This is a genomic window from Sphingopyxis yananensis, from assembly GCF_020687785.1.
Lineage (GTDB): Bacteria > Pseudomonadota > Alphaproteobacteria > Sphingomonadales > Sphingomonadaceae > Sphingopyxis > Sphingopyxis yananensis.
This window is the reverse complement of the sequence record NZ_JAJEWI010000005.1, coordinates 89869-115713: the sequence shown is the minus strand read 5'-3', so window position 1 is coordinate 115713 and position 25845 is coordinate 89869. Positions and strand designations below refer to the sequence as shown.

The 25845-nt window shown below is 57.8% G+C and carries 27 protein-coding genes; 14 read left to right on the top strand and 13 right to left on the bottom strand.

The genetic code is table 11. The features are described 5' to 3' along the window. Positions 1 to 22: 22 nt before the first annotated feature. From LKO31_RS03065 to LKO31_RS03055, 3 genes are read right to left on the bottom strand one after another with little or no spacing between them, the layout of a single operon-like run. The gene (locus LKO31_RS03065) at positions 23 to 787 is read right to left on the bottom strand and encodes a M48 family metallopeptidase (protein WP_227688606.1); all 765 of its coding nucleotides are present in this window, start codon (positions 785 to 787) and stop codon (positions 23 to 25) included. Continuing rightward, the gene (locus LKO31_RS03060) at positions 744 to 1196 is read right to left on the bottom strand and encodes a YcgN family cysteine cluster protein (protein WP_407699239.1); all 453 of its coding nucleotides are present in this window, start codon (positions 1194 to 1196) and stop codon (positions 744 to 746) included. The genes LKO31_RS03065 and LKO31_RS03060 overlap by 44 nt, the downstream gene beginning before the upstream one ends. Continuing rightward, positions 1184 to 1795 (bottom strand): SCO family protein, encoded by a 612-nt coding sequence (locus tag LKO31_RS03055; RefSeq protein WP_227688604.1) that lies wholly within the window; start codon positions 1793 to 1795, stop codon positions 1184 to 1186. Before LKO31_RS03055 ends, LKO31_RS03060 begins: the two co-directional genes overlap by 13 nt. Before the next feature lie 112 nt (positions 1796 to 1907). Here LKO31_RS03055 and LKO31_RS03050 point away from each other — a divergent pair, with 112 nt between their 5' ends. The 4 genes from LKO31_RS03050 to LKO31_RS03035 all read left to right on the top strand — a co-directional run bounded on the left by LKO31_RS03050 (position 1908) and on the right by LKO31_RS03035 (position 4974). Beyond that, positions 1908 to 2528 carry an ankyrin repeat domain-containing protein gene (locus tag LKO31_RS03050; protein ID WP_320443472.1) on the top strand — a complete coding sequence of 207 codons (621 nt, stop codon included), beginning with the start codon at positions 1908 to 1910 and terminating at the stop codon, positions 2526 to 2528. Positions 2529 to 2616: 88 nt separating this feature from the next. Further along, positions 2617 to 3900: a 3,4-dihydroxy-2-butanone-4-phosphate synthase gene (gene ribB, locus LKO31_RS03045; protein ID WP_227688603.1), complete on the top strand. Its 1284-nt coding sequence runs from the start codon at positions 2617 to 2619 to the stop codon at positions 3898 to 3900. Next, positions 3900 to 4325, top strand: coding sequence for a 6,7-dimethyl-8-ribityllumazine synthase (ribH, locus tag LKO31_RS03040; protein ID WP_227688602.1), 426 nt, complete (start codon positions 3900 to 3902; stop codon positions 4323 to 4325). Before ribB ends, ribH begins: the two co-directional genes overlap by 1 nt. Before the next feature lie 49 nt (positions 4326 to 4374). After that, positions 4375 to 4974, top strand: coding sequence for a hypothetical protein (locus LKO31_RS03035; protein WP_227688601.1), 600 nt, complete (start codon positions 4375 to 4377; stop codon positions 4972 to 4974). A 21-nt stretch (positions 4975 to 4995) separates the two neighbouring features. Here the strand turns inward: LKO31_RS03035 and LKO31_RS03030 are convergent, their stop codons facing one another. Then, complete coding sequence (locus LKO31_RS03030; protein ID WP_227689554.1) at positions 4996 to 6078, bottom strand: alkene reductase; 1083 nt, start codon at positions 6076 to 6078, stop codon at positions 4996 to 4998. 360 nt (positions 6079 to 6438) lie between these two features. On the opposite strand from LKO31_RS03030, the gene LKO31_RS03025 reads away from it, so the two are divergent. The 5 genes from LKO31_RS03025 to LKO31_RS03005 all read left to right on the top strand — a co-directional run bounded on the left by LKO31_RS03025 (position 6439) and on the right by LKO31_RS03005 (position 10519). Next, complete coding sequence (locus LKO31_RS03025; RefSeq protein WP_227688600.1) at positions 6439 to 7095, top strand: COQ9 family protein; 657 nt, start codon at positions 6439 to 6441, stop codon at positions 7093 to 7095. A 105-nt stretch (positions 7096 to 7200) separates the two neighbouring features. Next, positions 7201 to 7449 carry a FeoA family protein gene (locus tag LKO31_RS03020; RefSeq protein WP_227688599.1) on the top strand — a complete coding sequence of 83 codons (249 nt, stop codon included), beginning with the start codon at positions 7201 to 7203 and terminating at the stop codon, positions 7447 to 7449. Beyond that, complete coding sequence (feoB, locus tag LKO31_RS03015; protein ID WP_227688598.1) at positions 7446 to 9326, top strand: ferrous iron transporter B; 1881 nt, start codon at positions 7446 to 7448, stop codon at positions 9324 to 9326. The genes LKO31_RS03020 and feoB overlap by 4 nt, the downstream gene beginning before the upstream one ends. 126 nt (positions 9327 to 9452) lie before the next feature. Next, on the top strand, positions 9453 to 10034 hold the full coding sequence (gene ssb / locus LKO31_RS03010; RefSeq protein ID WP_227688597.1) for a single-stranded DNA-binding protein: 582 nt from the start codon (positions 9453 to 9455) through the stop codon (positions 10032 to 10034). A gap of 17 nt (positions 10035 to 10051) precedes the next feature. Next, positions 10052 to 10519, top strand: coding sequence for an MmcB family DNA repair protein (locus LKO31_RS03005; protein ID WP_227688596.1), 468 nt, complete (start codon positions 10052 to 10054; stop codon positions 10517 to 10519). 30 nt (positions 10520 to 10549) lie between these two features. Here LKO31_RS03005 and LKO31_RS03000 read toward each other — a convergent pair whose 3' ends face one another. The 5 genes from LKO31_RS03000 to LKO31_RS02980 form a co-directional block, all read right to left on the bottom strand. Beyond that, a complete protein-coding gene (locus tag LKO31_RS03000) occupies positions 10550 to 11191 on the bottom strand; it encodes a riboflavin synthase (RefSeq protein WP_227688595.1) in 642 nt (213 codons plus the stop codon). A 5-nt stretch (positions 11192 to 11196) separates the two neighbouring features. After that, a complete protein-coding gene (gene ribD, locus LKO31_RS02995; protein WP_265104527.1) occupies positions 11197 to 12210 on the bottom strand; it encodes a bifunctional diaminohydroxyphosphoribosylaminopyrimidine deaminase/5-amino-6-(5-phosphoribosylamino)uracil reductase RibD in 1014 nt (337 codons plus the stop codon). 10 nt (positions 12211 to 12220) lie between these two features. Beyond that, positions 12221 to 12739, bottom strand: coding sequence for a hypothetical protein (locus LKO31_RS02990; RefSeq protein ID WP_227688594.1), 519 nt, complete (start codon positions 12737 to 12739; stop codon positions 12221 to 12223). 261 nt (positions 12740 to 13000) lie between these two features. After that, the gene (locus LKO31_RS02985) at positions 13001 to 13459 is read right to left on the bottom strand and encodes an acyl-CoA thioesterase (protein ID WP_227688593.1); all 459 of its coding nucleotides are present in this window, start codon (positions 13457 to 13459) and stop codon (positions 13001 to 13003) included. Between the two features lie 10 nt (positions 13460 to 13469). Next, a complete protein-coding gene (locus tag LKO31_RS02980; protein WP_227688592.1) occupies positions 13470 to 15296 on the bottom strand; it encodes an aminopeptidase P family protein in 1827 nt (608 codons plus the stop codon). Between the two features lie 78 nt (positions 15297 to 15374). On the opposite strand from LKO31_RS02980, the gene LKO31_RS02975 reads away from it, so the two are divergent. Further along, the gene (locus LKO31_RS02975; protein ID WP_407699248.1) at positions 15375 to 17510 is read left to right on the top strand and encodes a S9 family peptidase; all 2136 of its coding nucleotides are present in this window, start codon (positions 15375 to 15377) and stop codon (positions 17508 to 17510) included. Positions 17511 to 17586: 76 nt separating this feature from the next. Here LKO31_RS02975 and LKO31_RS02970 read toward each other — a convergent pair whose 3' ends face one another. The 3 genes from LKO31_RS02970 to hemC are packed head-to-tail and all read right to left on the bottom strand — an operon-like array spanning position 17587 to position 20198. Beyond that, positions 17587 to 18522 (bottom strand): MICOS complex subunit MIC60, encoded by a 936-nt coding sequence (locus LKO31_RS02970; protein WP_227688590.1) that lies wholly within the window; start codon positions 18520 to 18522, stop codon positions 17587 to 17589. A 19-nt stretch (positions 18523 to 18541) separates the two neighbouring features. Next, the gene (locus LKO31_RS02965; RefSeq protein WP_227688589.1) at positions 18542 to 19246 is read right to left on the bottom strand and encodes a uroporphyrinogen-III synthase; all 705 of its coding nucleotides are present in this window, start codon (positions 19244 to 19246) and stop codon (positions 18542 to 18544) included. A 4-nt stretch (positions 19247 to 19250) separates the two neighbouring features. Continuing rightward, positions 19251 to 20198: a hydroxymethylbilane synthase gene (gene hemC, locus LKO31_RS02960; protein ID WP_227688588.1), complete on the bottom strand. Its 948-nt coding sequence runs from the start codon at positions 20196 to 20198 to the stop codon at positions 19251 to 19253. Between the two features lie 61 nt (positions 20199 to 20259). Here hemC and tsaD point away from each other — a divergent pair, with 61 nt between their 5' ends. The 3 genes from tsaD to LKO31_RS02945 all read left to right on the top strand — a co-directional run bounded on the left by tsaD (position 20260) and on the right by LKO31_RS02945 (position 23950). Beyond that, the gene (tsaD, locus tag LKO31_RS02955) at positions 20260 to 21294 is read left to right on the top strand and encodes a tRNA (adenosine(37)-N6)-threonylcarbamoyltransferase complex transferase subunit TsaD (RefSeq protein WP_227688587.1); all 1035 of its coding nucleotides are present in this window, start codon (positions 20260 to 20262) and stop codon (positions 21292 to 21294) included. A gap of 2 nt (positions 21295 to 21296) precedes the next feature. Beyond that, positions 21297 to 22292 carry an NAD(P)H-dependent glycerol-3-phosphate dehydrogenase gene (locus LKO31_RS02950; protein ID WP_227689552.1) on the top strand — a complete coding sequence of 332 codons (996 nt, stop codon included), beginning with the start codon at positions 21297 to 21299 and terminating at the stop codon, positions 22290 to 22292. A 140-nt stretch (positions 22293 to 22432) separates the two neighbouring features. Next, a complete protein-coding gene (locus LKO31_RS02945) occupies positions 22433 to 23950 on the top strand; it encodes a lipopolysaccharide biosynthesis protein (RefSeq protein ID WP_227689551.1) in 1518 nt (505 codons plus the stop codon). Positions 23951 to 24051: 101 nt separating this feature from the next. Here LKO31_RS02945 and LKO31_RS02940 read toward each other — a convergent pair whose 3' ends face one another. Then, positions 24052 to 25053: an adenosine kinase gene (locus tag LKO31_RS02940; protein WP_227688586.1), complete on the bottom strand. Its 1002-nt coding sequence runs from the start codon at positions 25051 to 25053 to the stop codon at positions 24052 to 24054. 117 nt (positions 25054 to 25170) lie between these two features. On the opposite strand from LKO31_RS02940, the gene LKO31_RS02935 reads away from it, so the two are divergent. Continuing rightward, positions 25171 to 25845 carry an EI24 domain-containing protein gene (locus tag LKO31_RS02935; protein WP_227688585.1) on the top strand — a complete coding sequence of 225 codons (675 nt, stop codon included), beginning with the start codon at positions 25171 to 25173 and terminating at the stop codon, positions 25843 to 25845.

Genomic DNA, 25845 nt, shown 5'->3' with positions numbered 1-25845 from the left:
AGCCAAGCCGCGATCCTTCACCCTATTTTTTATCAAAGCGATAGCGGTGCAGGTGGCGACCATGGGCGCGCAACCACTGGCGCGATGATGCTACGTCCCCGTCATATAATTGGTCCACAAAGGCATGAAAGGCAGGGCTATGGTCCATATGACGCAAATGGGCCACTTCATGCGCCACGGTCGCACGGCGTACATGGCTGGGGGCCATGATTAAACGCCAACTATAACGGATGTCCCCTTGGGCGGTGCAGCTGCCCCAACGGCTGCGCGGGTCGCCAATGCCGACGCGGCGCAAAGGGAGGCCCGCCTGCGCTGCCAAAATCTGGCTTTCCTCGGTCATCACCGCCAAGGCTTTGGTCCGCAGCCAGCGCTGTGTGCGCGCGCCGACATTTTCCACGCCGCCGCCCATATATAAACATCCATCGTCCAGCACCGGCGTGCGCGGAGCGGTGGAATCCCATTTGATCGTCAGCATATCGCCCAAATAGGGAAAGCATGTGTCTGGCGCGGCGACCACAGGCCGTTCCGCCTTGGCGGTTTGACCCGCGATCCAATCTTGCTGCTGCGCCGCCCATTTCAGCGCTTTGTCCGCTTGCCCGCGCTGCGGCATGGTCAGTCGCAATTCCGCACGCACCGCATCAAAAACCAAGCGATAACGGCGGGAACGAGCGTGGCGAACAATCCGCACCGGCCAAATATCCGTCCCCACCTGTATCACAGGCGGGGCGGCTTCGGTTTTGGGTTTAAACCACCCGCTCAACAAGGTGATTTTCCAGCGGTCCGGCATAATCCTCACCCACCGTCCAACCGACAATCGATTCGCCCGCACGGTGCACGGCATTGCAGTCGCCGCTGATCAGATAATGCCAATCGGGCAACGGCAGGCCTTCGGCCCGCAAACGATAGGCGCAAGTCTGCGGCAGCCATTCGATATCGGCCACCTTGGCTTTGGTCAGTGTCAGACAGTCGGGCACATGACGGCGGCGATGCTTATAATTGCTGCACTGTCCTGTTTCCAAATCCAGCAATCGGCAGGCCACATTGGTCGGATAGATTCGGCCGGTGTCCTCATCCTCCAGCTTGTGCAGACAGCATTTGCCGCAGCCATCGCACAACGCCTCCCACTGACCAGCATCCAAACTGTTCAGCGGGGCTTCCCAAAATGGCTGTGCGTTTTTGTTGGTCACTTGACCCACTTTGTCAGTTCAGCGGCGACCAATTCGGGCTTGCCTTCGTCGGCGTCGGTCATGACGTCGTCCAGCGGCAACAAAGCCAAAGGCTTGCCTTCAGGGTCCATCAAAAAGGCCAATTGGCTGTGCGCGACCAAATAACGGTCCGGCGCAGACCCCGCTTGCTTATGATAGGTCACAGCATAGGATTTCGCGACATCCGCGATTTGTTCCTTGCTGCCGGTCAAGCCAATCAAGCGTGGATGATAGCGTTCAACAAAGCTTTTCAGCGTTTCCGCCGTATCGCGCTCCGGGTCCACTGTGATGAACAAAGGTTGGATTTTTGCGCCGCGCGCAGCGTCCGCTTTTTCAAATTGCGCCAAGCCGCGCATCAGCTTTTGCGCGTCAATGGGGCAGATATCGGGACAATAGGTATAGCCAAAATAGACCATGCGATATTGACCCGCAAAATCTGTGTCCTTCACGCTTTTGCCATTTTGATCGGTCAAGGTGAATGGCCCGCCAATGCGCGCATTTTCCAATGGCGGTGAACCCACATCATCGGATGATGGCGACGAACATCCCGCCAACAAAGCCGCCAAGATCAGCACAAGGGTTGAACGCACAGGCCTTTATCCTCATAATATTGGAAATCACTGCGTTCAGCCTTGCGAGGCTGGGCACTGAAAATCAAGTTTTGCGTCGCAATATTGCGGTAAAGCGCCTTGGGGTCGGTCAATGATGTTTTTGAAGTTTCGCTATGCCCTATGGGCCATCGCCTTGGCGACCGCCGTCACCACTTTGGCCCCATCTAGCGCCCAAGCGCAATTTCGTGGCGGCTATGCCTTCCTAAAGGCCGTGGAAAGCCGCGACGGCACCAAAGCCACCGAAGCATTGCAAAATGACAGCACGTTGATCAATTCACGCCACCCCGACAATGGCGAAACCGCGCTGGCCATTGCCACCAAAAGGCGGGACCTCACATGGGTGCGTTTCTTGTTGGGCAAGGGCGCAGACCCCGCCATTGCGGACCGTCAGGGCGTGACGCCATTAATGCACGCCGCTTTGTTGAATTTCACGGATGGTGCGACAGAATTGCTGGGTAGCAAAGCCCCTGTTGATCAAAGCAACCGTCGGGGGGAAACGGCGCTGATTTTGGCGGTTCAGGCGCGCAACACGGCCTTGGTCAGCTTGTTGGTGCGCAATGGTGCGAATCCCGATAAATCCGACCATGTCGCGGGCTTGTCCGCCCGTGGTTATGCCCAGCGCGACGACCGCACGGGCAGCATTTTATCGGCTTTGGATGCAAAATCTGACGTAGCCGTGCGCGACGGTAGCGCCGTTTTTGGACCACAATAAAAGGGTTTAGATTGATCACTCACACAGAGCGATCAATCTAATGTGATAAATTATTGACGATCACATTTTGATGTGAGACATCATGCGCATGTCTACACAGCTCATTGATCGCATCCGCTCCATCGTCGACGACGGCAGCGTGTCTCGTTCCGGTCTGGCCCGTGCGGCGGGCCTTCATGCCAACAGCCTGCGCGACCTAGATTCCCCCAGTTGGAATCCCACGGCGGAAACGCTGCGCAAGCTGGAACAATGGCTGGAGCATGGCAGCGATGTCTCGCCCATGGCCTCTGCCGAAGAAATTATCGCCGAAGCGCGCAATGGCCGTATGTTCATTTTGGTCGACGATGAAGACCGTGAAAATGAAGGCGATCTGGTCATTCCAGCGCAAATGGCCACCCCCGATGCCGTTAATTTCATGGCCACCCATGGTCGCGGCCTGATCTGCCTGACGCTCGCCAAGGCGCGCGTCGACGAATTGGGCTTGGAATTGATGAGCCGTAAAAATGGCACCCGCCATGAAACGGCCTTCACCGTATCCATCGAAGCCCGCGAAGGCGTGACCACCGGCATTTCCGCCGCCGACCGCGCGCGCACCATCGCGGTTGCCGTGGATGCATCAAAAACCGTGGACGATATCGTCACCCCCGGCCATGTCTTTCCCCTGATCGCGCGCGATGGCGGTGTTTTGGTTCGCGCCGGACACACCGAGGCCAGCGTTGACATTTCGCGTCTGGCAGGGCTCAACCCATCGGGCGTCATTTGCGAAATCATGAATGATGACGGCACGATGGCGCGCCTTGATGACCTGATTCCCTTTGCCCGCAAACATGGCCTCAAAATTGGCACGATCGCCGACCTGATCGCCTATCGCAACCGCACCGACCGTTTGGTGGAACTGGTGTCGGAAGAACCTTTTGAATCGGATTATGGCGGCGACTGGCGCTTGAAATCCTATCGGAACAAGGTCGATGGCACGATCAATTTGGTGCTGCAAAAGGGCCATGTTATTCCGGATCAGCCCACATTGGTCCGTATGCATCCGGTATCGATGCTGGATGATATCATGGGCCGCCCCGGCCCCAAAAAGCGCCGTTTGCAACGGTCGATGGAGGCGATTGGCAATGCTGGCGCTGGTGTGATTGTCATGCTGATGCGCCCCCTGCCTGGTGCGCTGGACATCGACACCCTGCCCCCTGCGGCCCCTGGCACGACCATGGACCTGCGCACCTATGGTATTGGCGCGCAAATCTTGGTGGATTTGGGAATCAGTTCCATGGAATTGCTGACCCCATCCCATAACAATCTTGTGGGATTGGAAGGCTATGGCCTATCGGTCGTCGCGGAACGCTCTATCCCTGGGGAAACTGAATAATGGCGCACGTCCTAATTGTTGAAGCCCGTTTTTACGACCATCTGAACGACATGCTGCTGGACGGCGTGCGTAGTAGCTTGGAAGCCGAAGGCCATAGCCATGAAACCGTCACCGTGCCCGGTGCATTGGAAGTGCCTGCGGCCATTGGACTGGGCGATCAAACCCAACGTTTTGATGCCTTTGTTGCGCTGGGCGTGATCATTCGCGGTGAAACCTATCATTTCGAAGTGGTATCGAATGAAAGCGCGCGCGGCATCATGGCCCTGACGCTGGACGGTTTGGCCATTGGCAATGGTATTTTGACCGTCGAAAATGAAGAACAGGCCCTTGCCCGCGCGGATAAAACACGCAAGGATAAGGGCGGCGAAGCGGCCAAGGCTGCACTGGCTATGTTTCAGTTAAAGGAACAATTTGGCGTTGCTTGACAAACCCCCTCCCAGTCGATGGACGATCAAAGAGATCAAAGGTCGACTGGTGGTGTTTGACAATGAAACCGGCGCTCCGCCGCTCAGCGCAGCGGAGCGTATGGCCTTGTTGGACGAACAAGCAGGGCATCGCCCTGCCACCGCGCCCACGACGCGCAGCGGAAATCCATCGCATTTTGCAGCGCTCCCAACCGGCGACACGCCGCCGTCATATAAAGGCTCGCCGCGCACCGAGCAAACGCAGCGCAAGTCTCAAACGCCATGGGACGGCGCGGCGGTTGCAGCAAAATCAACGCCCCAGCCGCAATCTCATGCAAAAGGGTCGCAGAACGGAACCCTAGCCAACCCACAAACAGCCGCTATGCTGCGTGCCAATCAGGCCGCCGCGTTCACCACCAACACCGCGTGGGACAGCAAGGGACCGCGCAATATCCGTTTGGGCGAGGTTGGACGTCAGCATGTGTCAAAAATACTGTTCATCACCCTCATTGGTTTGATTATCTTCGAAATATTCATTTGGTCGCAGGACGCCGGATCAGCGGTGCTGGTTCATGCGTTACTGGTTGCCATTTTATGGGGTCAGCGGGCGGAAATCGGGCGGCGCATAGTGGACCAACTGGTCGCGCTGGATGAACAGAGCCAGCGATAACACCGGCTCTGTTCCATTTCATCACCCTTTCAAGGTCGGATAATCAATATATCCCTCTGGCCCCGGCGTATACCAGCGGGCCATATCATTGGGCGCCCATTCCGCGCCCTGCGCAATGCGTTCCACCAAATCGGGATTGGAAATAAAGGGCCGACCAAAGCTGATGGCATCCGCCAATCCGCTGTCCAGATCGGCCTGCGCGCGCGCAAGGTCATAATCGCTGTTCAAAACCAAGGGGCCAGCAAAAGCCTTGCGAATAGCGGGGCTGAGCTTGGGCACATCCGTTGACCCAAAGGTCCCCTCTGGTCCGGGTTCGCGCAGTTCCAAAAAGCTGATGCCCAAATCGCTGAGCATTTTTGCGGCCAAAGGAAAGACGGTTTCGGGCGCACTGTCATCCACGCCCTGCGACTCACCATTGGGCGACAAGCGGACAGACACGCGGTCCGCGCCCCACACGCCAATCAGCGCCTCAGTGACTTCGCGCAGCAAGCGAATGCGATTCTCGGGTGCGCCGCCATAATCATCGGTGCGCTGGTTGGTGCCATCGCGCAAAAATTGGTCGATCAAATATCCATTGGCCCCATGCAGTTGCACACCGTCAAATCCGGCGCGTTTGGCATTTTGTGCCGCATGGACATAATCCGTCACAATGCGCGGCATTTCGGCGACATCCAGCGGGCGCGCCACTTCCAAATCTTTGCGTCCGACGGGGGTATGGGCCCGTCCCTCGGCTTTGGTGGCCGATGCCGAAACTGGGGCTTTCCCATCATTAAAGACGCTGTGGACCAGTCGGCCCATATGCCACAATTGCGCAACGATGCGCCCTCCTGCCGCGTGCACAGCAGCGGTCACAGGCTTCCACCCTTCCACCTGTTCGTCGGTCCACAGACCGGGGGCCGAGGGCCAACCCAAGCCTTCTTGTGAAATGCCCGTTGCCTCGGAAATGATCAGGCCCGACGAGGCCCGTTGACGATAATATTCGACCGCCAGTTCATTGGGAACAAAGCGAGCCCCTGCCCGTCCGCGTGTCAGCGGGGCCATCAAAATGCGGTTGGGGGCATCAATCGCGCCCAATTTTATGGGTTCTAACAATGTATTGTTCATCATGCTTTTCCGCTCCGTTCGTTCTGAATGGATATGATCTAGTCATAATTCGGGTCCAAAGCGCCCAAGCATCCGCCCCCGAACATATTGGACAAGCTATGCAGCCGTCCCCCTCCCCACAATGGCTAGAGTCGCTAGTTTTTCTTCGCAAGGAATAAGTCTTTTTTTGCTACTATTTTTAATGATCCACCCCATGGGGCCGCCACGCCTTGCGGCTTACAGCAATGATCATCGCCGCAGCAAACAGTCCCGTCACCCTGCCCCAGGTGGTCCGTGTGTCCAAGCGCCGCGCCTTTTGCGCCTACCGTCCGCGAAGCAGTTGCCGAACCGTGCCCCCTCGCCTATCTAGGGGTCATGGCCATGCTTCTTCCTGCTGATCCGACCATCGACGAAATTCGCGCTGCTTTGGCGCCGCATATTGCCGCATCTGCGGCCTTTGACGGTTTCAGTCAGCGGGCCTTGGACGATGCCGCCAACAAGCTTGGTTTGGACGTCGACGTTGCGCGCATCGCCTTTCCGGATGGGCCGCGCGGCATGATCGCCGAATGGTTCGCTGCCATCGACATCCAAATGGAAGCCGAACTGACACCCGAAATTTTGGCGAGCATGAAAATCCGCCAGCGAATTACTGCTTTGGTCGAAAAGCGCATCGCCTTGGTCGCCAAAGACCGTGAGGCCCTGCGCCGCGCCTTGTCCATCTTGGCCATGCCGCAAAACGCCGCCTTTGCAGCCAAATTAACGTGGCGCGCCGCCGATCATATGTGGCGGCTCGCAGGCGACACGGCGACCGATTATAATCATTACAGCAAGCGTATGATTTTGGGCAGTGTTTACGCCGCTACCATGTCGGTATTTTTGAACGACGACAGCGATGATTTCGCTGATACCAAGGCATTTCTGGCGCGCCGCATCGATCAGGTTATGCGGTTTGAAACATGGAAGCACCGCCGCGCCGCCAATCGACCAGAGCGCCCCAGTTTGGTCCGTTTTATTGGGCGTTTGCGCTATCCGAGCTGATTTTTGGGGCGTATAAATCTGTCCCAGACCCCATCCCCATAAAAAGTTTAATCGAAAATGAGCAGAGGGGTAGCGCAAAGCGAACGATATTGATAATCGCTCGCAATGACTATCCGGCTTGATCAGGTGCCTTTGGGCCACGCTTTCCGCATCACCCGCGTTCATTGGGATATTTTGTCCAACGAAGAAGGCCGCCGTTTGCGCGAATTTGGCTTGGACGAAGGGGTCACCGTCACCCCCGCCCATCGGGGTAGCATCTTTTCGCGGGACCCGTTGGCGCTGACGATTGGCCGCATGCAAGTCATCATCCGTGCGGGTCAAGCCGCTGCCATCGAAGTGGTGCCCGCCACATGAACAGCGCCCCTATCGTCGCGTTGACGGGCAACCCCAACGCCGGAAAATCAAGCCTATTCAATGCACTGACTGGCGCACGCCAAAAAATCGCCAATTATCCTGGCGTCACGGTGGAACGCAAAGCTGGCATGGCGGCCTTGGCCGACGGCCGCATGGTCAAACTGATCGACTTGCCCGGCACCTATAGTCTGGACCCCAGCAGCCCCGATGAACAAGTCACACGCGATGTGATTTTGGGCCGCCAAGCGGGTGAAGCGCGGCCCGACGCACTGGTTGTCGTCGTCGACGCGGCCAATTTGGAAAATCACCTGTGCTTTGCGTTGGAACTGATCGACCTTGGCCTGCCCACCATCGTCGCGCTGAACATGCTGGATCTGGCTGAACGCGACGGATTGATGCTGGACCCAGCCAAGCTGTCCGCTGATTTGGGCGTTCCGGTGGTGTCGACCGTCGCTGTGCGAAAGCGCGGTCTGGATGATTTGCTAGAGGCGGTGGATGCCGCTACGCGCGCCGCACAGACCCCATCCGCACAGCCCGATCTGGTGGCACCCCAACTTCATTCATCGGATGCAAATGTTCGCCGCCGCGCGCGCGACATTGCCAAAGCCGCGATTATTTCGGAAACGCCCGTGCGGCGTTGGACCCAGCGGTTTGATGCTATTTTCCTGCACCCCGTGGCGGGATTGACAATATTATTGGGACTGATGTTCCTGATGTTCCAAGCCGTTTACGCATGGTCCGAAGCGCCCATTGGCTGGATTGAGGATGGCTTTGCCGCTGCCCAAACATGGGTGGCTGGAAATATGCCAGCCGGATTCCTGCAAGATTTGATCATCGAGGGTGCCTTGGGCGGCGTCGGTTCCGTAATCGTCTTTTTGCCCCAGATTCTGATCCTATTCCTGTTCATTTTGCTTTTGGAATCGACGGGTTATATGACCCGCGCCGCCTTTTTGATGGACGGTTTAATGTCCAAGGTCGGCTTGTCGGGCCGTGGCTTCATTCCGCTGCTGTCCAGCTTTGCTTGCGCGGTTCCGGGCATTATGGCGACCCGCGCTATTCCTGACCCCAAGGACCGTCTGACGACCATTCTCATCGCCCCGCTGATGACCTGTTCGGCGCGCTTGCCCGTTTATACATTGATCATCGGCGCCTTCATTCCGGCGCGTCCCGTTGGCGGCACGATCATTGGCTTGCAAGGCTTTGTGCTCTTTTGCCTGTATATTGCGGGCATCGTCGGCGCATTGTTGGTGGCGCTGGTGCTACGCCGCACGCTGGCCAAGGGCAATAATACTGGCTTCATGATGGAAATGCCGCGTTACCAATGGCCGCGCATGGCCGACGTCCTGCTTGCCCTGTGGCAACGCGCATGGCTGTTCCTGCGCCGCGCTGGCACCATCATTTTCGCCACCACTGTCGCTTTGTGGTTGCTGCTATCCTATCCCAAGGCCCCAGAGGGCGCGGATGTCAGCCAAGTGGAATATAGCGTAGCAGGGCGCATCGCCTCTGGTATCGAAGTGGTCGTCGCCCCCATCGGCTTTAACCATGACATTGCTTTGGCCCTGATACCCGCCATGGCCGCCCGCGAAGTCGCCGTTTCGGCCATGGCCACCGCCAATGCGATTGAGGTTGGCGACGACGAAGAAGCCTTGGCGCAATCGCTGGGTGAACGGTTGCAAAGCAAATGGTCGCTGGCCACCGCCCTTGCCTTTTTGGCTTGGTTTATCTTTGCCCCGCAATGCGTGTCGACCATCGCCATCACGCGCCGCGAAACCAATGGCTGGAAATGGCCGATGTTCATGGTCGGCTATTTGTTCGCGTTGGCCTATATTGCTGCGGGCATCACGTATTGGACGGCGATCAGCTTCGGTTTGGGCTAAGCCAAATTTCTTGGCTATTCGCGCTTTCCCGTTTAGGGCAGACAAGTCTTTAATATATGGTCGTGCGCTTTATGCTCGCGGCCCTATATTTTCCCATTCGGGCATTTTGAACGGAGCGAAGCGGCAATGGCTGGCAGCGTCAACAAGGTCATTTTGATCGGCAATCTTGGCGCCGATCCTGAAATTAAGTCTTTCCAAAACGGCGGTAAAATCGCCAATTTGCGCATTGCCACGTCGGAACAGTGGAAAGACCGCATGTCTGGCGAGCGCAAGGAGCGCACCGAATGGCACAGCGTCGTCATCAATGGTGACGGCTTGGTCGGCGTGGTGGAACGCTTTTTGAAAAAGGGCAGCAAAGTCTATATCGAAGGCAATTTGCGCACCCGCAAATGGCAAGACCGCGACGGCAATGACCGTTACACCACCGAAGTGGTGGTCGCTGGCATGGGCGGATCGCTGACCATGTTGGACGGCCCATCGGGCGGCGGCAGCGGCGGTGGCTCGCGCGGCGGGGATCGTGGCGGTTCGGACTGGGGCAACACCGGCGGCGGCGGTGACGATTGGGGCAGCAGCAGCGGCAATAGCGGCGGCGGCTGGAACCAAGGCGGCGGCGGCAGCAGCTGGAACCAAGGTGGCGGATCGAGCGGCGGCAACGGCGGCGGCCGTGCGCCATTTGATTCCGACTTGGATGATGATGTGCCCTTCTGATCATCAAGATATGATAAATGGATAGCCGGTTAACAGCCGCCGATGTTGCCCGCGGGGTTGGCCGGCTATTCGCCCTTCACGACATGGTCATTTTACCCGAAGTGCCCTTGCCCAACGGGCGGCGCAGCGACATCACGGCGCTGGATTCCAAGGGGCAAATCATCATCGTGGAAATTAAGGTCAGCCGAGCGGACCTGCATTCGGACAAAAAATGGCCCGAATATCTGGACTATTGCGACAAATTTTACTGGGCCCTGCCCGCTGGCCTGAACGCCGACATATTGGATAGCGAAGCCTATCTGCCCAGCCGATCTGGCCTGATTGTCGCCAATACTTATGAAGCGGCGATTGTTCGCCCAGCCACGCTGCATCCCCTGCCGGCTGCACGGCGCAAGGCCGAGTGGCTACGCTTGGCCCGCACAGCCATGCGGCGGCACATGCAGGTCATCAACCCTACGCTGGTGCCGCCACTTAGCGATATATAATGAACGGCCTGTTCGTCCGCTTTCGGGGCGTCAGGCTGCTAGCGATAGGGAACCGCCGGCAAAACGATCTTTCATCCGGCTGAGGTAGCGGGCCAAAATATCAATTTCCAAATTCACCAAAACGCCCGCTGCCGCTTCGTCCAGCGTGGTCATTTCTTGGGTGTGAGGAATGATATTCAGTGTGAAATGCGCGTCCCCATTGGCTTGATCGCTCACGCTGTTGACGGTCAATGACACGCCATTCACCGTAATAGACCCTTTGGCCGCAATATAGGGCGCTAGGCTGGCAGGCGCAGCGATGGTGATGATGACGGAATCGCCGCTGGGGGTCACCGACACCATTTGGCCCACGCCATCGACATGGCCGGTCACAATATGGCCGCCCAATTCGTCGCCAATTTTCATCGCCCGTTCCAGATTCAACCGGCGGCCCGCATCCCACATGCCCTCGGCGGTGCAGGCCAAGGTTTCGGCGCTGGCGTCAATGGCGAACCAATGTCCTTTATCGTCCGTGCCCTTGTCGACCACCGTCAGGCAGGCGCCGGAACACGCAATGGAAGCGCCCATATCGATGGTTGCAGGGTCATAAACGGTGGCAATCACCAATCGCGTATCCCCACGATCTTCGCGGCTACGAATCCGGCCGATATCGGTGATGATTCCTGTAAACATGGCGCTTAATCCTTCCTGATCCGTTCATAAACGTCCAACTGATCGCTGCCAAGCCTGTGCTGGCTGCGATGCTGCCACCATCCATGCGCGTCAGCCAATTGCTCAAGGCCGATATCCGCCAGACAAGGCCGCCCCCCGCCCAGCAAAATCGGTGCGCGATATAGCAGCAGCCGGTCCACCATATCCGCCTGTAAAAAGGCAGCCGCCGCTTTGGCACCCCCCTCGATCAACAGCGAATCCACGCCTTCTAGGTCACGTAGAGCGTCAGGCGATGCCAGCGCGGTCCATCCATCTGGCGCAGGCTGGCTGGTCAGCATCAGGCGCTTGGGGCTACGTTGTTCCATGCCCGCCAAGCGGACATCCAATGTCGGCGCGTCCGCGTCATAGGTTCCGCGCCCTACCAAAATCGCCTGATGCCGCGCCCGTTCCAAATGGCCATGGGCGCGGGCGCGATCGCCGGTAATCCAGCGGCTGCTACCATCCGCCATAGCGATGCAGCCATCCAGCGATGTCGCCAATTTCAAGCTGATATAGGGGCGCTGGCGCAGTTGGCGGGTCCACCATGGTGCCATGGCCCGACGTGCTTCGTCCGGCATACAGGACAGGCGCACCAGGATGCCCGCCGCCCGCAACCGTGCAATGCCCTGTCCGTTGGTGCGGGGGTCTGGGTCTTGGGTGGCAATCACCACTTCCCCAACGCCAGCCTGTATCAGCAAATCGGCACAGCTTGGTCCGCGTGCGCTGATATGGGCGCATGGTTCCAAGCTCGCATAAACGGTAGCGCGCTGCGCCCGCCTGCCCGCTTGTTGCAGGGCCATAGCCTCGGCATGGGGGCGTCCACCCGCCTGTGTCCAGCCACGGCCCACAACATGCCCGTCCCTGACTATCAGACAGCCAACATTGGGGTTGGGTGCGCTGTCAGGGCGCGCACGCTGGGACAAAGCAATACAGGCCGCCATCCACAGCCGATCGCGTTTCAATATCTCAGGACTCGGCGATTCTTCATGACCGATTTGCATCGCCTGCCCCTTATTGCGCGGTGGCGGATGTTTTGGTGCCAGCGGTATCGGTCAACGGATTCGCCGCCGACTCGCTATGCGATTCGGTCTTCGCCTTACCCGCTGCGCGCTCTGCCAGCGTCGAACGTGGACGTTCGACCGGCTTGTTCAGGTCGTCGGCGGCATCGCCCAATGTTTCCCGCGTCACTTTGTCCGCTTCGCTGCTATCATATTCCACGCCCAACAGCTTCGCGAGCTTTTGATATTCCGCGCGGCGCAAAGCGTTGCGACGAGTCGTTTCCTTCGCTCGTTCCACCCATGCTTCGCGGGCGGCGCTATCATCGCGGTTCTCGGCCCAATTGTCGAAATAGATGATATCCGTCTTGGGCCGCTCGACAGGGATTAAATATTTGGAAAAACCATAGAAAATGACAAATACCAACGCGGCTGACACGCCAATCAGCGGCCAGCGATGGGGCCTAGGCTGGCGTATATAGGTCCAAAAATCAGACAGACCGCCGCCGATATCCACTTTGCCAAACATCTTCATATACGCTGCCTAAGCCAATTCCATGGAATATGCGAGAGAAGGATTGCCATGATCTTCGTGCCAGTTTGGATGCACGATTGCAAAAACTGCAACTTCAAATAGCAATTTACTACTTGCGAAAATCATTGTGCAGTGCAATATCACACTTGCCTTTTAGGCATCCTCTCCCAAAACTTTCACGGGCCACCCTCGGGTGGCCCTTTTTTTCGACTAATTTGGTTAGGAATGACGGAAAACCGCCATTCCTATGATATTTCCAAATTATTGATCCGGCGTAATTCGCTCGAATCGGCGCACTTCTGCGATAAAACTGCCTGGCAGAATCGCTTCGCGCTGCGTGTCCAAATCCATGTGACCATAACGAATAGCCACATCCGTCAGCCGATCATCCCCCCGAAACATCGCACAATGCAGCGTGAAATGGGCCTGCCCAAATTCCGCAACACGGGCTGCTATGGTGATTTGGTCATCTAAGGTTGCATATGCATGATAAACAATCTCGCAATGCTGCTCGCGAATGTCTGTACCATATTGGTGAAAATACGGTCCCGGCTGGACATTACCCAACGCACGAAAATATTCCGTAATGCCAATATCTGCGTAGATCAGATAATTGCCATTAAAGACGATATTCTGCCCATCAATCTCGTTGAACCGGACACGGATGAGCTCATGAACCCGAAAGGCATCGCGGGGGACGGTAAGATAATCTGGATTCATGCGCCCCGCCCTATTCCGCCGCCACAGCGATGGTCGCGTCCAAGGGCGCGCAAGCCGTCGCCAGCCATGCCAAATCATCGCCAGTCATTGTCGGGGACAATTTGTCGTATACCGCAGCATGATAGTCGTTCAGCCATGTCCGTTCGCTGTCGGTCAGGATGGTGTGATCGATAAGGTTTTGCGCAATGGGCACAAAAGTAATGGTTTCAAATCCCAATATCGGTTGTTCGCCATCCGCAATGTCGACAGGGACCACAACCACAAGATTCTCAATCCGGATGCCAAAGCTGCCCGCTTTATAATAGCCCGGCTCGTTCGACAGGATCATACCCGCATGCAAAGGCTCTTCGGTGCCAGCTTGGCCACCCGATGGCTTGGCAATGCGCTGTGGCCCTTCGTGAACGGACAAATAGCTGCCCACGCCGTGCCCAGTGCCATGCGCAAAATCGACACCATCGGCCCACAAATATTGGCGGGCCAAAATATCCAACTGGCTGCCCCGCGTGCCCAATGGAAATCGGGCCTGTGCCAAGGCGATATGCCCTTTAAGGACTTGGGTGAACCGGCGGCGCATTTCGGCGGTTGGTTCGCCAATGGCTATGGTGCGGGTGATGTCGGTTGTCCCGTCCGCATATTGGCCGCCACTGTCGACCAAATAGAGCGTTCCGCTTTCAATGGCGCGGTTGCTGCGCTCATCCACCTTATAATGCGGCAAAGCCCCATTGGGACCGGCCGCCGAGATGGTTTCAAAGCTGAGGTCGAGCAGCAAGCCGCTGTCCTCGCGAAAGCGCTTGAGCTGGGCCGCAGCCGACAGTTCATCCAAGCCGCCCAAATGCGCCGTGTCGTCCATCCACTTTAAATAGCGTGATACCGCCACACCGTCGCGGACATGGGCCGCGCGTGTGCCCGCCAGTTCCGCATCATTTTTAATCGCCTTGGGCAGCACAGCAGGGTCACGGCGGCGCACAATATGCGCACCCGCCGCGTCCAGCGCGACGAAGATTGCGGCGACGGCCCGTTCGGGGTCCACCGCCACCTTTTGCCCGCCCAGCGCAGCCAAAGCGGCATCCAGATCGGCGCGATCATGAACACGGACGCTGTTGCCCAAATGCGCGCGCACGTCGTCGGTCATTTTTTCCAGCGCCACATAGAGGTCGGCCGTGGCATCCTTATGCAAAATCGCGAAAGACAGGCCGACCGGCGTGCAATCGACGTCGCTGCCGCGAATGTTAAACGTCCATGCAATGCTGTCCAACGCGGTCATCACCGTGCAATCCAGCCCCTCATCGCTCAGCCAATCGGCAATCATCTGGCGCTTGTCGACGGCGGCTTGCCCCGCCAACGACAGGTCATGAACGCGCAGCGGAATCAGGCTGCGTTCGGGCTGGTCATCCCAAATGGCATCAATCGGATTTTCATCCACCGCGACAAGACTCGCGCCTTTGCTGGCCAAAATAGCCGAAATTTGGGCCGCCCAGTCGGCGCCATGCAGCCAAGGGTCATAGGCAATGCGCTGTCCTGCCTGAACATGCGCCGCCAACCATAGCCCCATATTGGATGCGGGCACATCGACATGGTCATATAGGGTGCCATCAACCTGTTCGCGTACTTGCACGGCATAGCGCCCATCCACGAAAACGGCGGCATTTTCAGGCAAAATCGCCGCGCTTCCCGCCGAACCGCCGAAATTGGTCAACCATGCCAAACGCTGGGCATAGTCGCCGACATATTCGCTCATATGCTCGTCGCTGATCGGGACAATGAAACCGTCAAGGCCTTTTGCGTGCAGATTTGATCGCAATGCAGCAAGGCGCTGGGCGTGAACGGGGCTAGACATGCGGACTTCCTTGTTCCTAAGCTCACTCAACCACCATTGACCGTGAATGCGGGAGTGACAATGATGCTGCCTATTTGGATGTTTTTAGCCGCAATTGCTACCCCGCTTGTCATAACAACGGGCGCAAATGCCCATGAGAAAGAATCAAAATTGACCACCCTGCCTGCGGCACCCGTCGCCGAACAGCGCCCCTATCAATTTGAACTGCATGGCCAGTCCGTGTCAGACCCATGGCATTGGCTGCGCGATCAAAGCTATCCCACCGTAGATGACAAAGATGTGCTGGCCTATGTGAACGCCGAAAATTCCTATTATGACTCCGTCATGAAGCCGCATCAGCCCTTGGTGGAAACGCTGTTTCAGGAAATGAAGGGCCGCATCAAAGAAGCGGACAGCAGCGTTCCGCAAAAGGATGGCGATTGGCTTTATTGGATCGAATATGAAGAGGGTGCGGAATATAAGAAATGGTACCGCAAACCCGTCGCGGGCGGTGACACCCAGTTGATATTGGACGAAGTCGCCTTGGCGGATGGCAAAGAATATTTCCGTCTGGGTCAGGCGTCTATTTCCCCCAATGGGCGAATTTTGGCCTATGGTTATGACGATAATGGCTCCGAACGCTTTGAGGTGCGCTTCCGCGATCTGGAAAGCGGAGAATTGCTGCCCGACGTCATTCCCGGAACCTTGTCTGCCATTGTGTGGAATGCACAAAATGATACGGTTCTTTATGGTCTGGCCAATGAAAATTGGCGCACCGACAATGTGCGGATGCACAAATTGGGAACACCAGTCAGCGAAGATAAGCTGTTGTTCCAAGAACAGGATATCGGCTTTGCGGTGGGTATTGGGCAAACAGCCGCGGATAATTATATCGTCATCGCAACAGGCGATAATGAAACCAGCGAAGCCTATTTATTGCCCGCCAATGATGTGACCGCCAAGCCGATGCTGGTGTCGGCCCGCAAGAAAGGCCGCGAATATAGCGTCGATGAACGCGATGGCCGTCTGTATATTCTGACCAATGATGACCATGATAATTTCCGCGTCGCCACAGCCAGCATCGACAAGCCGAATGATTGGAGCACGTTGATTGCCGGATCGGATGATGTCTACATCACAGATTTGGCAATTTTCCGCGATTATTTCGTGCTGGAGACCCGCGAAGGCGGCTTGGATCAAATTGATATCCGCCGCTATGAAACACCGCTGACGCCAGGCCGCATCGCCTTTCCCGAAGCAACCTATGTCGCGGGTCTGGGCGACAATCCCGAATATCATCAGGATAAATTGCGCATCGGTTATGAATCGATGATCACGCCCGATACGGTCTATGATTATGATTTGGCAACGCAAAAGCTGGAAACGCTGAAGGTTCAGGAAATCCCATCCGGTTACAATTCCGAACAATATCGAACCGAATGGGTTAGCATCCCCGCCCGCGATGGTGCGACCATTCCCGTGTCCTTGGTCTATCACAAAGACACAAAATTGGACGGCAGCGCGCCGCTGCACCTTTATACCTATGGCAGCTATGGGTATCGCGTATCGCCAGGCTTTTCGACAACGCGCCTGTCGTTGCTGGATCGCGGCATGATCTATGCCATCGCCCATGTGCGCGGCGGCGATGATTTGGGTCGGCGTTGGTATCTGGCGGGCAAGACCAACCAACGCAAAAACACCTTCAACGATTTCATCGACGCAGCGCGCGGTTTGATTGACCGCAAATATAGCAGCGCGGGCAAAATCTCGATCGAAGGCGGCAGCGCTGGCGGTCAGGTGATGGGCGTGGTATATAATGAAGCGCCCGAATTATGGGGCGCGGTGCTGGCCGATGTGCCCTTTGTCGATGTGGTCAACACGATGATCGACAAAGACCTGCCTTTGACCCCCGGGGAATGGCCCGAATGGGGCAACCCGATCACCGACAAAGCGGCTTATGACTATATCCGCTCCTACAGCCCTTATGAAAATGTGACGGCCAAGGCCTATCCGCCAATGCTGGTGACCGCAGGACTGAACGATCCCCGCGTAACCTATTGGGAACCCGCGAAATGGGTAGCCAAGCTGCGCGCAACCCGCACCAACGACTCCACGCTGCTTTTGCGCACCAACATGGGCGCGGGCCATGGCGGCAAATCAGGTCGCTGGTCATCGCTGCGTGAAACCGCAGAAAGCTATGCCTTCATCCTGTCCCAATTGGGGGTGGAACAATAAGCCATTAAAAAAAGGGGCAGGGATTAGATGTCCCTGCCCCCTTTTTTTTATCTATGCCTTTGCACTTTATCGATCTTCAAGGTCTTGCGGCCCGCGCAGAAACGCCATCGGCCCCAGCGGGATCTGTGCCTTCGTCCGCTGCCGCAGCGGACACAGAGGTACTTTCGCGTGGTTCCAGAATCGCCGCCGTTTCCACCAAATCCAGTGCACGGCGCGCTTCATGATAGCGGCGGGCGTCGATCAGCCACTCGCTGGCCGCCTTGGCCCCCGGCATCGCTTCCACTTCGGCAATGGCTTTATCAACCTGCGCCGCCGTCAGATAGCGACGGGCGCGTTCCAACCGCTCTTTGCCGCTGGTCGGTACGCTGTTGGCGCTACGCAAAATGGCCAATTCGCCAAATTCGCGGCGTACAGCCGTCCAAAAGCTTTCGCTATTGCCGCCGACCTGCCCCATCAACTGGGGAACCAAGGCCTCCAGCTCGCCGCGCAATTGCTCGATGGTGATCGGGTCACGCGCCGCATCAATGATGGTTTTGACCGCATTCGGCTGGGCATCCCCAAAGCGCAGACGCAATTGCGGGTCCAAATAGCCCAGCGGCAATCCGCGATCGAGGGCACGGCGCGCTGCAAACGCCACCAGCAACCCTTCGGCACGCGTGGCATTGCCCGATGCCGATTGTGCTTCCAAGCTGATACGCGCCAGACGATGTTCTAAATCATTCACCCGCGCAGCCAATGCGGCTTCATCATTGGGGGATGCCGTACCATTGGCCACCGGCATCACCATCGACGGTGTGGGCGCAGCCGTGTCGGACGTAGGGGTTTGGCCCAAAATATCGCTGGTCACATCGGGCATTTTGCCGTCATTGACCAAATAATTCACCGCCCAACCGCCGCCAAAGACGCCGAGCAGCAAGATCAGCAAAGATCCAAAAGCGACGGTCCGTGCGGAAAGGCCCCGCGGCGGCGGCGGGGTTTGCGGAGTTGGTGTTTCTAAAGGTTCAACGGACATGCATGACTTTCAAGCGACCTTAATGGGGCTGCTTGTGGCATAATTTCGCCGCCACTGCCAACATTGCCGCATCGGTGGGATGATCAGCGACGAGCATTTGTCCCCATCCTGCCCCTGCGGCAGCCGCAACTTTGCTGCTGATCGCGATCAAAGTTAGGTGATCACGCGGGCTTGGGACAAGATCATTCAGATATTCCGCAGCCCGTGTCGAATGGGCCATCAGCACCGCCTCGTTCTTCACCAAATCATGCCATTGCGGCGGCGGCGCGATACGGTCCACCGCATAGCAAGGCAGACGGTGCAATTGCGCCAATCCACCATCCAAGACGCTATGGTCCCGCCCGTTCAACCATAGAATCGTGCGAATTCCCTTGGTCTGCATCTCGCCCAACAAGGTTTGACCATCGCTGTCGCCCACTTGTTCCACGCGAAAACCTTTGGCGCGCGCTGCATCGGCAGACGCCGCACCCACCGCATAGACAGGCAGCGGCAGCAATTGCTGCAAACCAGCACCGCCCAAGCGCATGGCTTGGGCGCTGGTCACCAATAATGCGTCATAGGGCGCGATATCTGGCACCGCCCACCGTATCGCCTGTGCGGCAAATAATGGCAGGCTGTGGGCATCCAGTCCCAAAGCCTGAGCGCGCTGGCAGCTTTGCTCTGCGACGGGTTGCGGACGGATGATCAGCAAAGGCAGGGAGGGCGCAGACAAGATGGGGGCCATGACGTCAGCCCCCAAATAGCGCGCGAATATCAGTCGATGCGGCGTCCAACATCTGCCGTGCCAAATCCTTGGCGCTATTCTCATCTTGCACCACTGTGCTGTTGGCAACGCAGTCGCTACCATCCGCGGCGTAAATTTCGGCGTCCAACCACAACGCCCCATTGTCCATAAAATGCGCGTGCGCCGCCACAGGTGATCGGCAATCACCGCCCAGCCCCGCCAAAAAGGCGCGCTCGGCAGCGACGGCGGCATAAGTGGGTTGATGGTTGATGGCATGGATCAACGCCAAAGTGTCGCTGTCGTCCGAGCGGCATTCAATACCAATCGCGCCCTGCGACGCCGCAGGCAGCAGCAACTGCCGTTCTTGTACATGGCCGACACCATACATACCCAAACGGTCCAACCCCGCAGCCGCCAGCAAGGTGGCGTCCACATCTCCTTCTGCCAAACGCGACAAACGGGTGGCGACATTGCCGCGCAGCAATTTGGTTTGAATATCAGGGCGAATCCGGCGCACCTGCGCGGCGCGGCGCGGGCTGCTGGTGCCAAGACGTGTTCCGGCCGACAAATCTAGAATCGATGCCGCCGTCTGACCGGCTGGCACAACCAAACGGTCGCGTGGATCGGCACGTTCCAGCATCGCACCCAAGGCAAAGCGGGCATCGCGTTCGGTTTCGACGTCCTTCAGGCTGTGCACGGCAATATCAATCTGGTGCCCGTCCAGCGCGAAATCCAATTCCCGCGTCCACAAGGCTTTGCCGCCCACCTCGGCCAAGGCGCGATCCAAAATCCGGTCGCCCGTTGCCGTCATCGGCACAATTTGCAAAGACTCTGGCGTCAATCCATGGGCTGCGATAAGTGCCGCCACCGTCATATTGGCCTGAGCCATCGCCAAAGGGGAAGCGCGGGTCCCAATACGCAGCGGATTTTCGGGATTCGGCAATTGCATCATGCCATGCTGCTAGCGTGACTTGCTCTCTCGATAAAGGGGCGGGTAAAGGAAGCCTTATATTATGACTATTATCCTAGGCCTGGAATCAAGCTGCGACGAAACCGCAGCCGCACTTGTCGACAGCAATCGACGCATTTTAGCCCATCGTGTTGCGGGGCAAGAGGAAGAACATCGCCCCTTTGGCGGTGTGGTTCCGGAAATTGCCGCCCGCGCCCATGTCGACCGCCTGACGCCGCTGGTCCAAGGGGTGTTGGCCGACGCAGGTTTAACGCTGGATGATGTAGACGCCATTGCCGCCACCGCTGGCCCCGGCTTGATTGGCGGCGTGATGGTGGGGCTGGTTACGGGCAAAGCTTTGGCCCATGCCGCCAATAAGCCGTTGATTGCGGTCAATCATTTGGAAGGTCATGCCCTCAGCCCCCGTTTGGACAATGAAAATCTGGCCTTTCCATATTTGTTGTTGCTGGTGTCGGGCGGTCATTGCCAATTATTGTTGGTGAACGGCGTGGATGATTATCGCCGTCTGGCAACCACCATTGACGATGCGGCCGGTGAAGCCTTTGACAAAACCGCCAAATTATTGGGGCTGGACTATCCCGGTGGTCCAGCGGTGGAAGCATTGGCCAAAGGCGGCAACCCCAAGGCGGTGCCCTTCCCCCGCCCCTTGCTGGGCAGCAAAGAACCGCATTTTTCCTTTGCCGGACTGAAAAGCGCCGTCGCCCGCGCGGTCGCCGCAGGGGAGCATAGCCCCGCAGATTTGGCGGCATCCTTTCAGCAAGCAGTGGTGGATTGTCTGATCGACCGCAGCCGCATGGCGTTGGCCGCGTGCCCTGAAGCCACCGCCTTTGTGGTGGCGGGCGGTGTTGCGGCCAATCAAGCCATACGAACCGGTTTGACGGCCTTGGCTGCCGAATATGGCAAGGATTTTGTCGCGCCGCCCTTGTGGCTGTGCACCGACAATGGCGCCATGATCGCATGGGCTGGCGCAGAGCGTTTCGCCAAGGGCCTGACCAACGAACTGGACGTCGCGGCGCGTCCTCGCTGGCCCTTGGACCCCAATGCCGAAACCGTACGCGGCGCGGGAGTCAAAGCATGAACATGAGTATGAATTTTTCTCGCTTTGGTGTGGTGGGCGGCGGCGCATGGGGCACCGCCTTGGCGCAATTGCTAGCCGCCGAGGGCGACCCCGTTCGTTTATGGGCGCGCGAGACAGAGGTGGTGAGCGCCATCAACGCCGACCATCGCAACCCCCTGTTTTTGCCAGACAGCCAATTGTCACCATCGCTTAGCGCCATCGATAATTTGGCGGATATGGTTGATTTGGACGCGCTGCTGATCGTCGTTCCCGTTCCGTTCATGCGCTCTACATTGGCCATGCTGCCAGACAGTCCCGCCCCGTTGATATTGTGCAGCAAGGGCATGGAAACCGGCAGTTTTGCTTTCCCAGTCGATATTGCGCGGGATATTTTCCCGCAGCGCCCCTGTGCAGTGCTGTCGGGGCCAACCTTCGCCCATGAAGTGGCAGCGGGCCTGCCCACGGCTGTGACATTGGCCGCAGAACAAGCCGATTTGGCGCAAGCGCTGGCACAGGCCATCGCCCGTCCGCATTTCCGCCCCTATATTTCCACCGACGTGATGGGCGCCGAAATTGGAGGCGCAGTTAAAAATATCTTGGCCATTGCGTGCGGTATCGTCGAGGGGGCCGGACTGGGCCTCAACGCGCGCGCCGCATTGATCAGCCGGGGATTTGCCGAAATGACTCGCTTTGGCATGACGCGGGGCGCGCAGGCCGAAACATTGGCAGGACTGGCCGGCCTTGGCGATTTAGTGCTGACCTGCACCTCGTCCAACTCGCGCAATTTTTCACTGGGTGAAGGCTTGGGACGCGGGGTCAGCGCCGACAGCCTGCTGGCCGACCGCCGCACCATTGCCGAAGGCGCGCACAGTGCCCCTGTGGTCGCGGCCGCCGCCAAGGCCCAAGGCATTGATATGCCGATTACCGCTGCCGTGGCCGATTTGGTGGCGGGCAAGATCAGTGTTGCCGACGCCATTCAAGACCTACTGAATCGCCCGCTGCGAGCAGAGGGACGCTAACCCATGGGCAGCATCAGCTTCGTGACCAGAAAGCTTGCCATGTCATCGAAATCGACTAGCCTTTACGGGGTTGGTGCGAACGAAGGGCCGCTTGCTTGACGAACAATCCCGATCATGCGCACCCCAGCGGTTCTGGCATCATGGACTCTACCGATGCCACAAGCCATGCTGATGACGCTGCGCGTACCAACAACGACACAGCAACCTTGGCCAAGGGCGGCCGGACCAATGTGTTCGGATTTGTGCTGCGTTTGGTCGCGCGTATGCCCTTCCTCTATTTTGCAGGGCGTTGGTATGGCCCCGACTCGGTCGGGCGCTTTGCCTTTGCGGTGCTGGTCATCGAATTGGTCGCGCAATTGGCGACTTTGGGGCTGAAACGTGGTTTGGCCGAACAATTAAGCGTGCCCAATGCCGATCACCGCACCGTGGTGTGGGACGGCATGTTCGTTGCCCTGTTGGCGTCGGCCATCGGATCCACTTTGTTGTTTTTTGTGCCGCAACTGATGTTCCCCAATGCTGAGATTGGCGGCGTCGACCGCTGGCTGGCCTTTTTGGTGTTCTTTATTGCGGGCACCGAAATATCCTTGGCGGCCTGCGCCTATAAATATGACATTGGCGCCAGTGTTCGCGCCCGCGCCGTGGTGGAACCATGGGTGATCAGCGGGGCGGCGGCCGGATTCTGGTATGTATCGGTGCGCGATGGATTGATGCTGTCCTATGCCGCAGCGATGATCTGCACCTTTTTGACGGCCTTGGTGCCCATGGTGCGCCACTATGGCGGTCCACGTGGCTGGCGCCCCCGTCCGGCGACCCTCATCGCAGTGGCACGCCGCAACGCCCCTTTGGCGGCGGCGGACGCCATTGAATGGGGCACGCGCCGTCTGGACCTATTGATTCTGGGGCAATTTGCATCCACCTCGACCTGCGGCATTTATTATATGGCCCAGCAGGTGGCGTCGCTTCCGCAAAAGCTGAAAACCAGTTTTGAACCGATTTTGGGTCCGGTCATCACCCGCAATTTGGCTGAAAACCGCTTGGGCGCGGTCGCGGCGCAGGTCAGCCAAGTCGGTTTTTGGATTATCGCGGCGCAAGCGGGCGTCGCGCTCGCCTTGGGCATTCCGGGCCAAGCGATCATGGGTCTGGTAGGGCCAGAATTTGTCGTCGGTGCCGCTGCGCTTGGCTTTTTGCTGGCCGCCGAAGTGGTCGCGGCCACCGCCGTCGTCAGCGAAGCCGCCTTGGTCTATATCGCCCGCATCCGAAATTTGTTGGTCAGCATCAGCACCTTGGCCGTTCAAGCCCTTTTCAGCATCTTGTTGGTATTGGCCTGCAAATGGGCCGATTTGCCCGAAATCACTTATGCCGCCGCTGTGGCGCTGGGCTTGATGCTGGCGCTGGGCTTCGCATCTGTCGTCAAATCACGCTTGCTGTCGCGCCTGCTGAATGCGCCGGTCAACAGCCTGCGCTGGGCCTTGGTGTGGGCGACCGCTGGGGCCGCGATTCTGGGCTGGGGCGCGACCAAATTGCCCGAATGGGCGGAATTGCTGATCGGCGTTCCAATCATTCTTGCCATTTATGCATGGCTGATTTGGACACGCGGCTTTGGTCCGGCAGACCGCGAATTGTTCCGAAAGCAACCCAACGGTCAAACTGCCACCTAATATCCGCGCGGTCATCATGCACCGGAAACGCATAAAAAAGGCCCTGTTCGATTGGTCGAACAGGGCCTTTTTTGGGAATGTCGATATTTTGACGCGGCCGCTTAAGCCAGCTTGGCGGCAACCTCTGCCTTCAAATCGCATTGGGCGCGCGGGCCGACCTGCGCGATGATTTCACGGGCGCAAATCGCACCCATTTTCAAACAATCCGCTATGCTACGGCCTTCGGCTTGCCCCGACAAGAAACCGGCAGCGAACAAATCGCCCGCACCCGTGGTGTCGACCACATCGTCAATGGCTTCGGCTACCACGCTGATATCCTCGGTGCCATTGACCACCGCAATCGCGCCCTTTTCGCCGCGTGTGACCACCAGCAACGGCACTTGGCCCGCCACCGACGCCACCGCTGCGTCAAAATCATCGCTGCCAGCCAAGGCGCAGATTTCGACTTCATTGGCGAACAAAATGTCAAACAGCCCTTCGCGGATCAGGCCGCGCAAATCATCGCCATGACGGTCGATGATAAAGGCGTCGGACAAGGTGAAGGCCACTTTGCGGCCTGCGGAACGCGACACATCAATGGCACGGCGCATCGCGGCACGCGACAGTGGGGGATCCCACAAATAGCCTTCCAGATATAATATGGCGGCGTCTGCGATCCATTCTTCCTTAATCATCGCTTGGTCCAGCAAATGGCTGGCACCCAAGAAGGTGTTCATCGTGCGCTGGCCATCCGGCGTCACCAGAATCAAGCAACGCGCGGTTGGCGCGCCTTCGCTCAAGGCGGGTGTTTCATAAGAAACACCCAAAGCGCGCAGATCATGGGTGAACACCTCGCCCAATTGGTCTTGGGCAACTTGGCCAATAAAGGCGGTCTTGCGGCCCAATGCCGCCATGCCTGCCAAAGTATTGGCCGCCGATCCGCCCGACATTTCAATGGCAGGGCCCATCAAGCCATAAAGGCGATCGGCTTCGTCCGCATCAATCAGGCGCATACCGCCCTTGAGCAAACCTTCGGATTCAATGACTTCATCGCTGGCGCGGGCGATCACATCGACAATCGCATTGCCTATCGCCAAGACGTCAAAACGGGCGGACGCAGACATATGGTATCCTATATATGGGAATATGGGGGAGTTCTTGCCCCCAGCCCATAATGGCCGCCTGTCCGTTACGCAAGCGCCGCGCTTGACCAGCGAGCTTTATCGATTCATTTCTTGGGGATGGTCCCTGTTCTTAAAGCTCTGTTGCTGGCGCTGCGCGATTTGCCGCGCCCGCATATTGTTCGCTTATTGTTACGCAGCATCGCGCTGACCATGTTAATCCTTGTGATGGTAGGGGCGATGCTCTTTTGGGGCCTCCGGCAATTGACGCTGCATAGCGGATTATTGGATCATAACACCCAAAATATGGCCGAGATACTGATGGTCTTGGCGGCGATATTCGTCATGTGGCTGCTGTTTCGCGGTATCGCCATTTTTGTCATCGGCCTGTTTACCGACCAAATTGTCGAAGATGTCGAGGACCGCCATTACCCCGCCGCCCGCATGACTGCCGTTCCGGTGGGCTATCGGCGCAGCATAATATTGGGTTTGCGGTCTGCGGGGCGATTCTTGGGGGTCAATATTATCGCCCTGCCCGCTTATCTGATTTTATTACCAACGGGCGTAGGAACACCGATTCTGGTCTTGCTGGTCAACGCATGGCTGCTGGGCCATGATTTGGAAGCCATGGTGCGCGCACGCCACCCCCATGCGAAACCCTTGGCTGCGCCAGCACGGTGGGGGCTTGGTCTGTTATCTGCCGCAAGCCTCTCTATTCCTGTCGTCAACTTCTTGGCCCCGCTGATGAGCGCGGCTATGGCAACCCATCTCTTCCACCTGCGTCACGAGGCATGA

Excerpts from the sequence above, each read along its gene's own strand:
- LKO31_RS03065 (WP_227688606.1), bottom strand. The coding sequence starts at position 787 with ATGCCGGACCGCTGGAAAATCACCTTGTTGAGCGGGTGGTTTAAACCC.
- LKO31_RS03050 (WP_320443472.1), top strand. The coding sequence starts at position 1,908 with ATGATGTTTTTGAAGTTTCGCTATGCCCTATGGGCCATCGCCTTGGCG.
- ribB (WP_227688603.1), top strand. The coding sequence starts at position 2,617 with ATGTCTACACAGCTCATTGATCGCATCCGCTCCATCGTCGACGACGGC.
- ribH (WP_227688602.1), top strand. The coding sequence starts at position 3,900 with ATGGCGCACGTCCTAATTGTTGAAGCCCGTTTTTACGACCATCTGAAC.
- LKO31_RS03030 (WP_227689554.1), bottom strand. The coding sequence starts at position 6,078 with ATGAACAATACATTGTTAGAACCCATAAAATTGGGCGCGATTGATGCC.
- LKO31_RS03025 (WP_227688600.1), top strand. The coding sequence starts at position 6,439 with ATGCTTCTTCCTGCTGATCCGACCATCGACGAAATTCGCGCTGCTTTG.
- LKO31_RS03020 (WP_227688599.1), top strand. The coding sequence starts at position 7,201 with ATGACTATCCGGCTTGATCAGGTGCCTTTGGGCCACGCTTTCCGCATC.
- feoB (WP_227688598.1), top strand. The coding sequence starts at position 7,446 with ATGAACAGCGCCCCTATCGTCGCGTTGACGGGCAACCCCAACGCCGGA.
- ssb (WP_227688597.1), top strand. The coding sequence starts at position 9,453 with ATGGCTGGCAGCGTCAACAAGGTCATTTTGATCGGCAATCTTGGCGCC.
- LKO31_RS03005 (WP_227688596.1), top strand. The coding sequence starts at position 10,052 with ATGGATAGCCGGTTAACAGCCGCCGATGTTGCCCGCGGGGTTGGCCGG.
- LKO31_RS03000 (WP_227688595.1), bottom strand. The coding sequence starts at position 11,191 with ATGTTTACAGGAATCATCACCGATATCGGCCGGATTCGTAGCCGCGAA.
- ribD (WP_265104527.1), bottom strand. The coding sequence starts at position 12,210 with ATGCAAATCGGTCATGAAGAATCGCCGAGTCCTGAGATATTGAAACGC.
- LKO31_RS02990 (WP_227688594.1), bottom strand. The coding sequence starts at position 12,739 with ATGAAGATGTTTGGCAAAGTGGATATCGGCGGCGGTCTGTCTGATTTT.
- LKO31_RS02985 (WP_227688593.1), bottom strand. The coding sequence starts at position 13,459 with ATGAATCCAGATTATCTTACCGTCCCCCGCGATGCCTTTCGGGTTCAT.
- LKO31_RS02980 (WP_227688592.1), bottom strand. The coding sequence starts at position 15,296 with ATGTCTAGCCCCGTTCACGCCCAGCGCCTTGCTGCATTGCGATCAAAT.
- LKO31_RS02975 (WP_407699248.1), top strand. The coding sequence starts at position 15,375 with ATGTTTTTAGCCGCAATTGCTACCCCGCTTGTCATAACAACGGGCGCA.
- LKO31_RS02970 (WP_227688590.1), bottom strand. The coding sequence starts at position 18,522 with ATGTCCGTTGAACCTTTAGAAACACCAACTCCGCAAACCCCGCCGCCG.
- LKO31_RS02965 (WP_227688589.1), bottom strand. The coding sequence starts at position 19,246 with ATGGCCCCCATCTTGTCTGCGCCCTCCCTGCCTTTGCTGATCATCCGT.
- hemC (WP_227688588.1), bottom strand. The coding sequence starts at position 20,198 with ATGATGCAATTGCCGAATCCCGAAAATCCGCTGCGTATTGGGACCCGC.
- tsaD (WP_227688587.1), top strand. The coding sequence starts at position 20,260 with ATGACTATTATCCTAGGCCTGGAATCAAGCTGCGACGAAACCGCAGCC.
- LKO31_RS02950 (WP_227689552.1), top strand. The coding sequence starts at position 21,297 with ATGAGTATGAATTTTTCTCGCTTTGGTGTGGTGGGCGGCGGCGCATGG.
- LKO31_RS02945 (WP_227689551.1), top strand. The coding sequence starts at position 22,433 with ATGGACTCTACCGATGCCACAAGCCATGCTGATGACGCTGCGCGTACC.
- LKO31_RS02940 (WP_227688586.1), bottom strand. The coding sequence starts at position 25,053 with ATGTCTGCGTCCGCCCGTTTTGACGTCTTGGCGATAGGCAATGCGATT.
- LKO31_RS02935 (WP_227688585.1), top strand. The coding sequence starts at position 25,171 with ATGGTCCCTGTTCTTAAAGCTCTGTTGCTGGCGCTGCGCGATTTGCCG.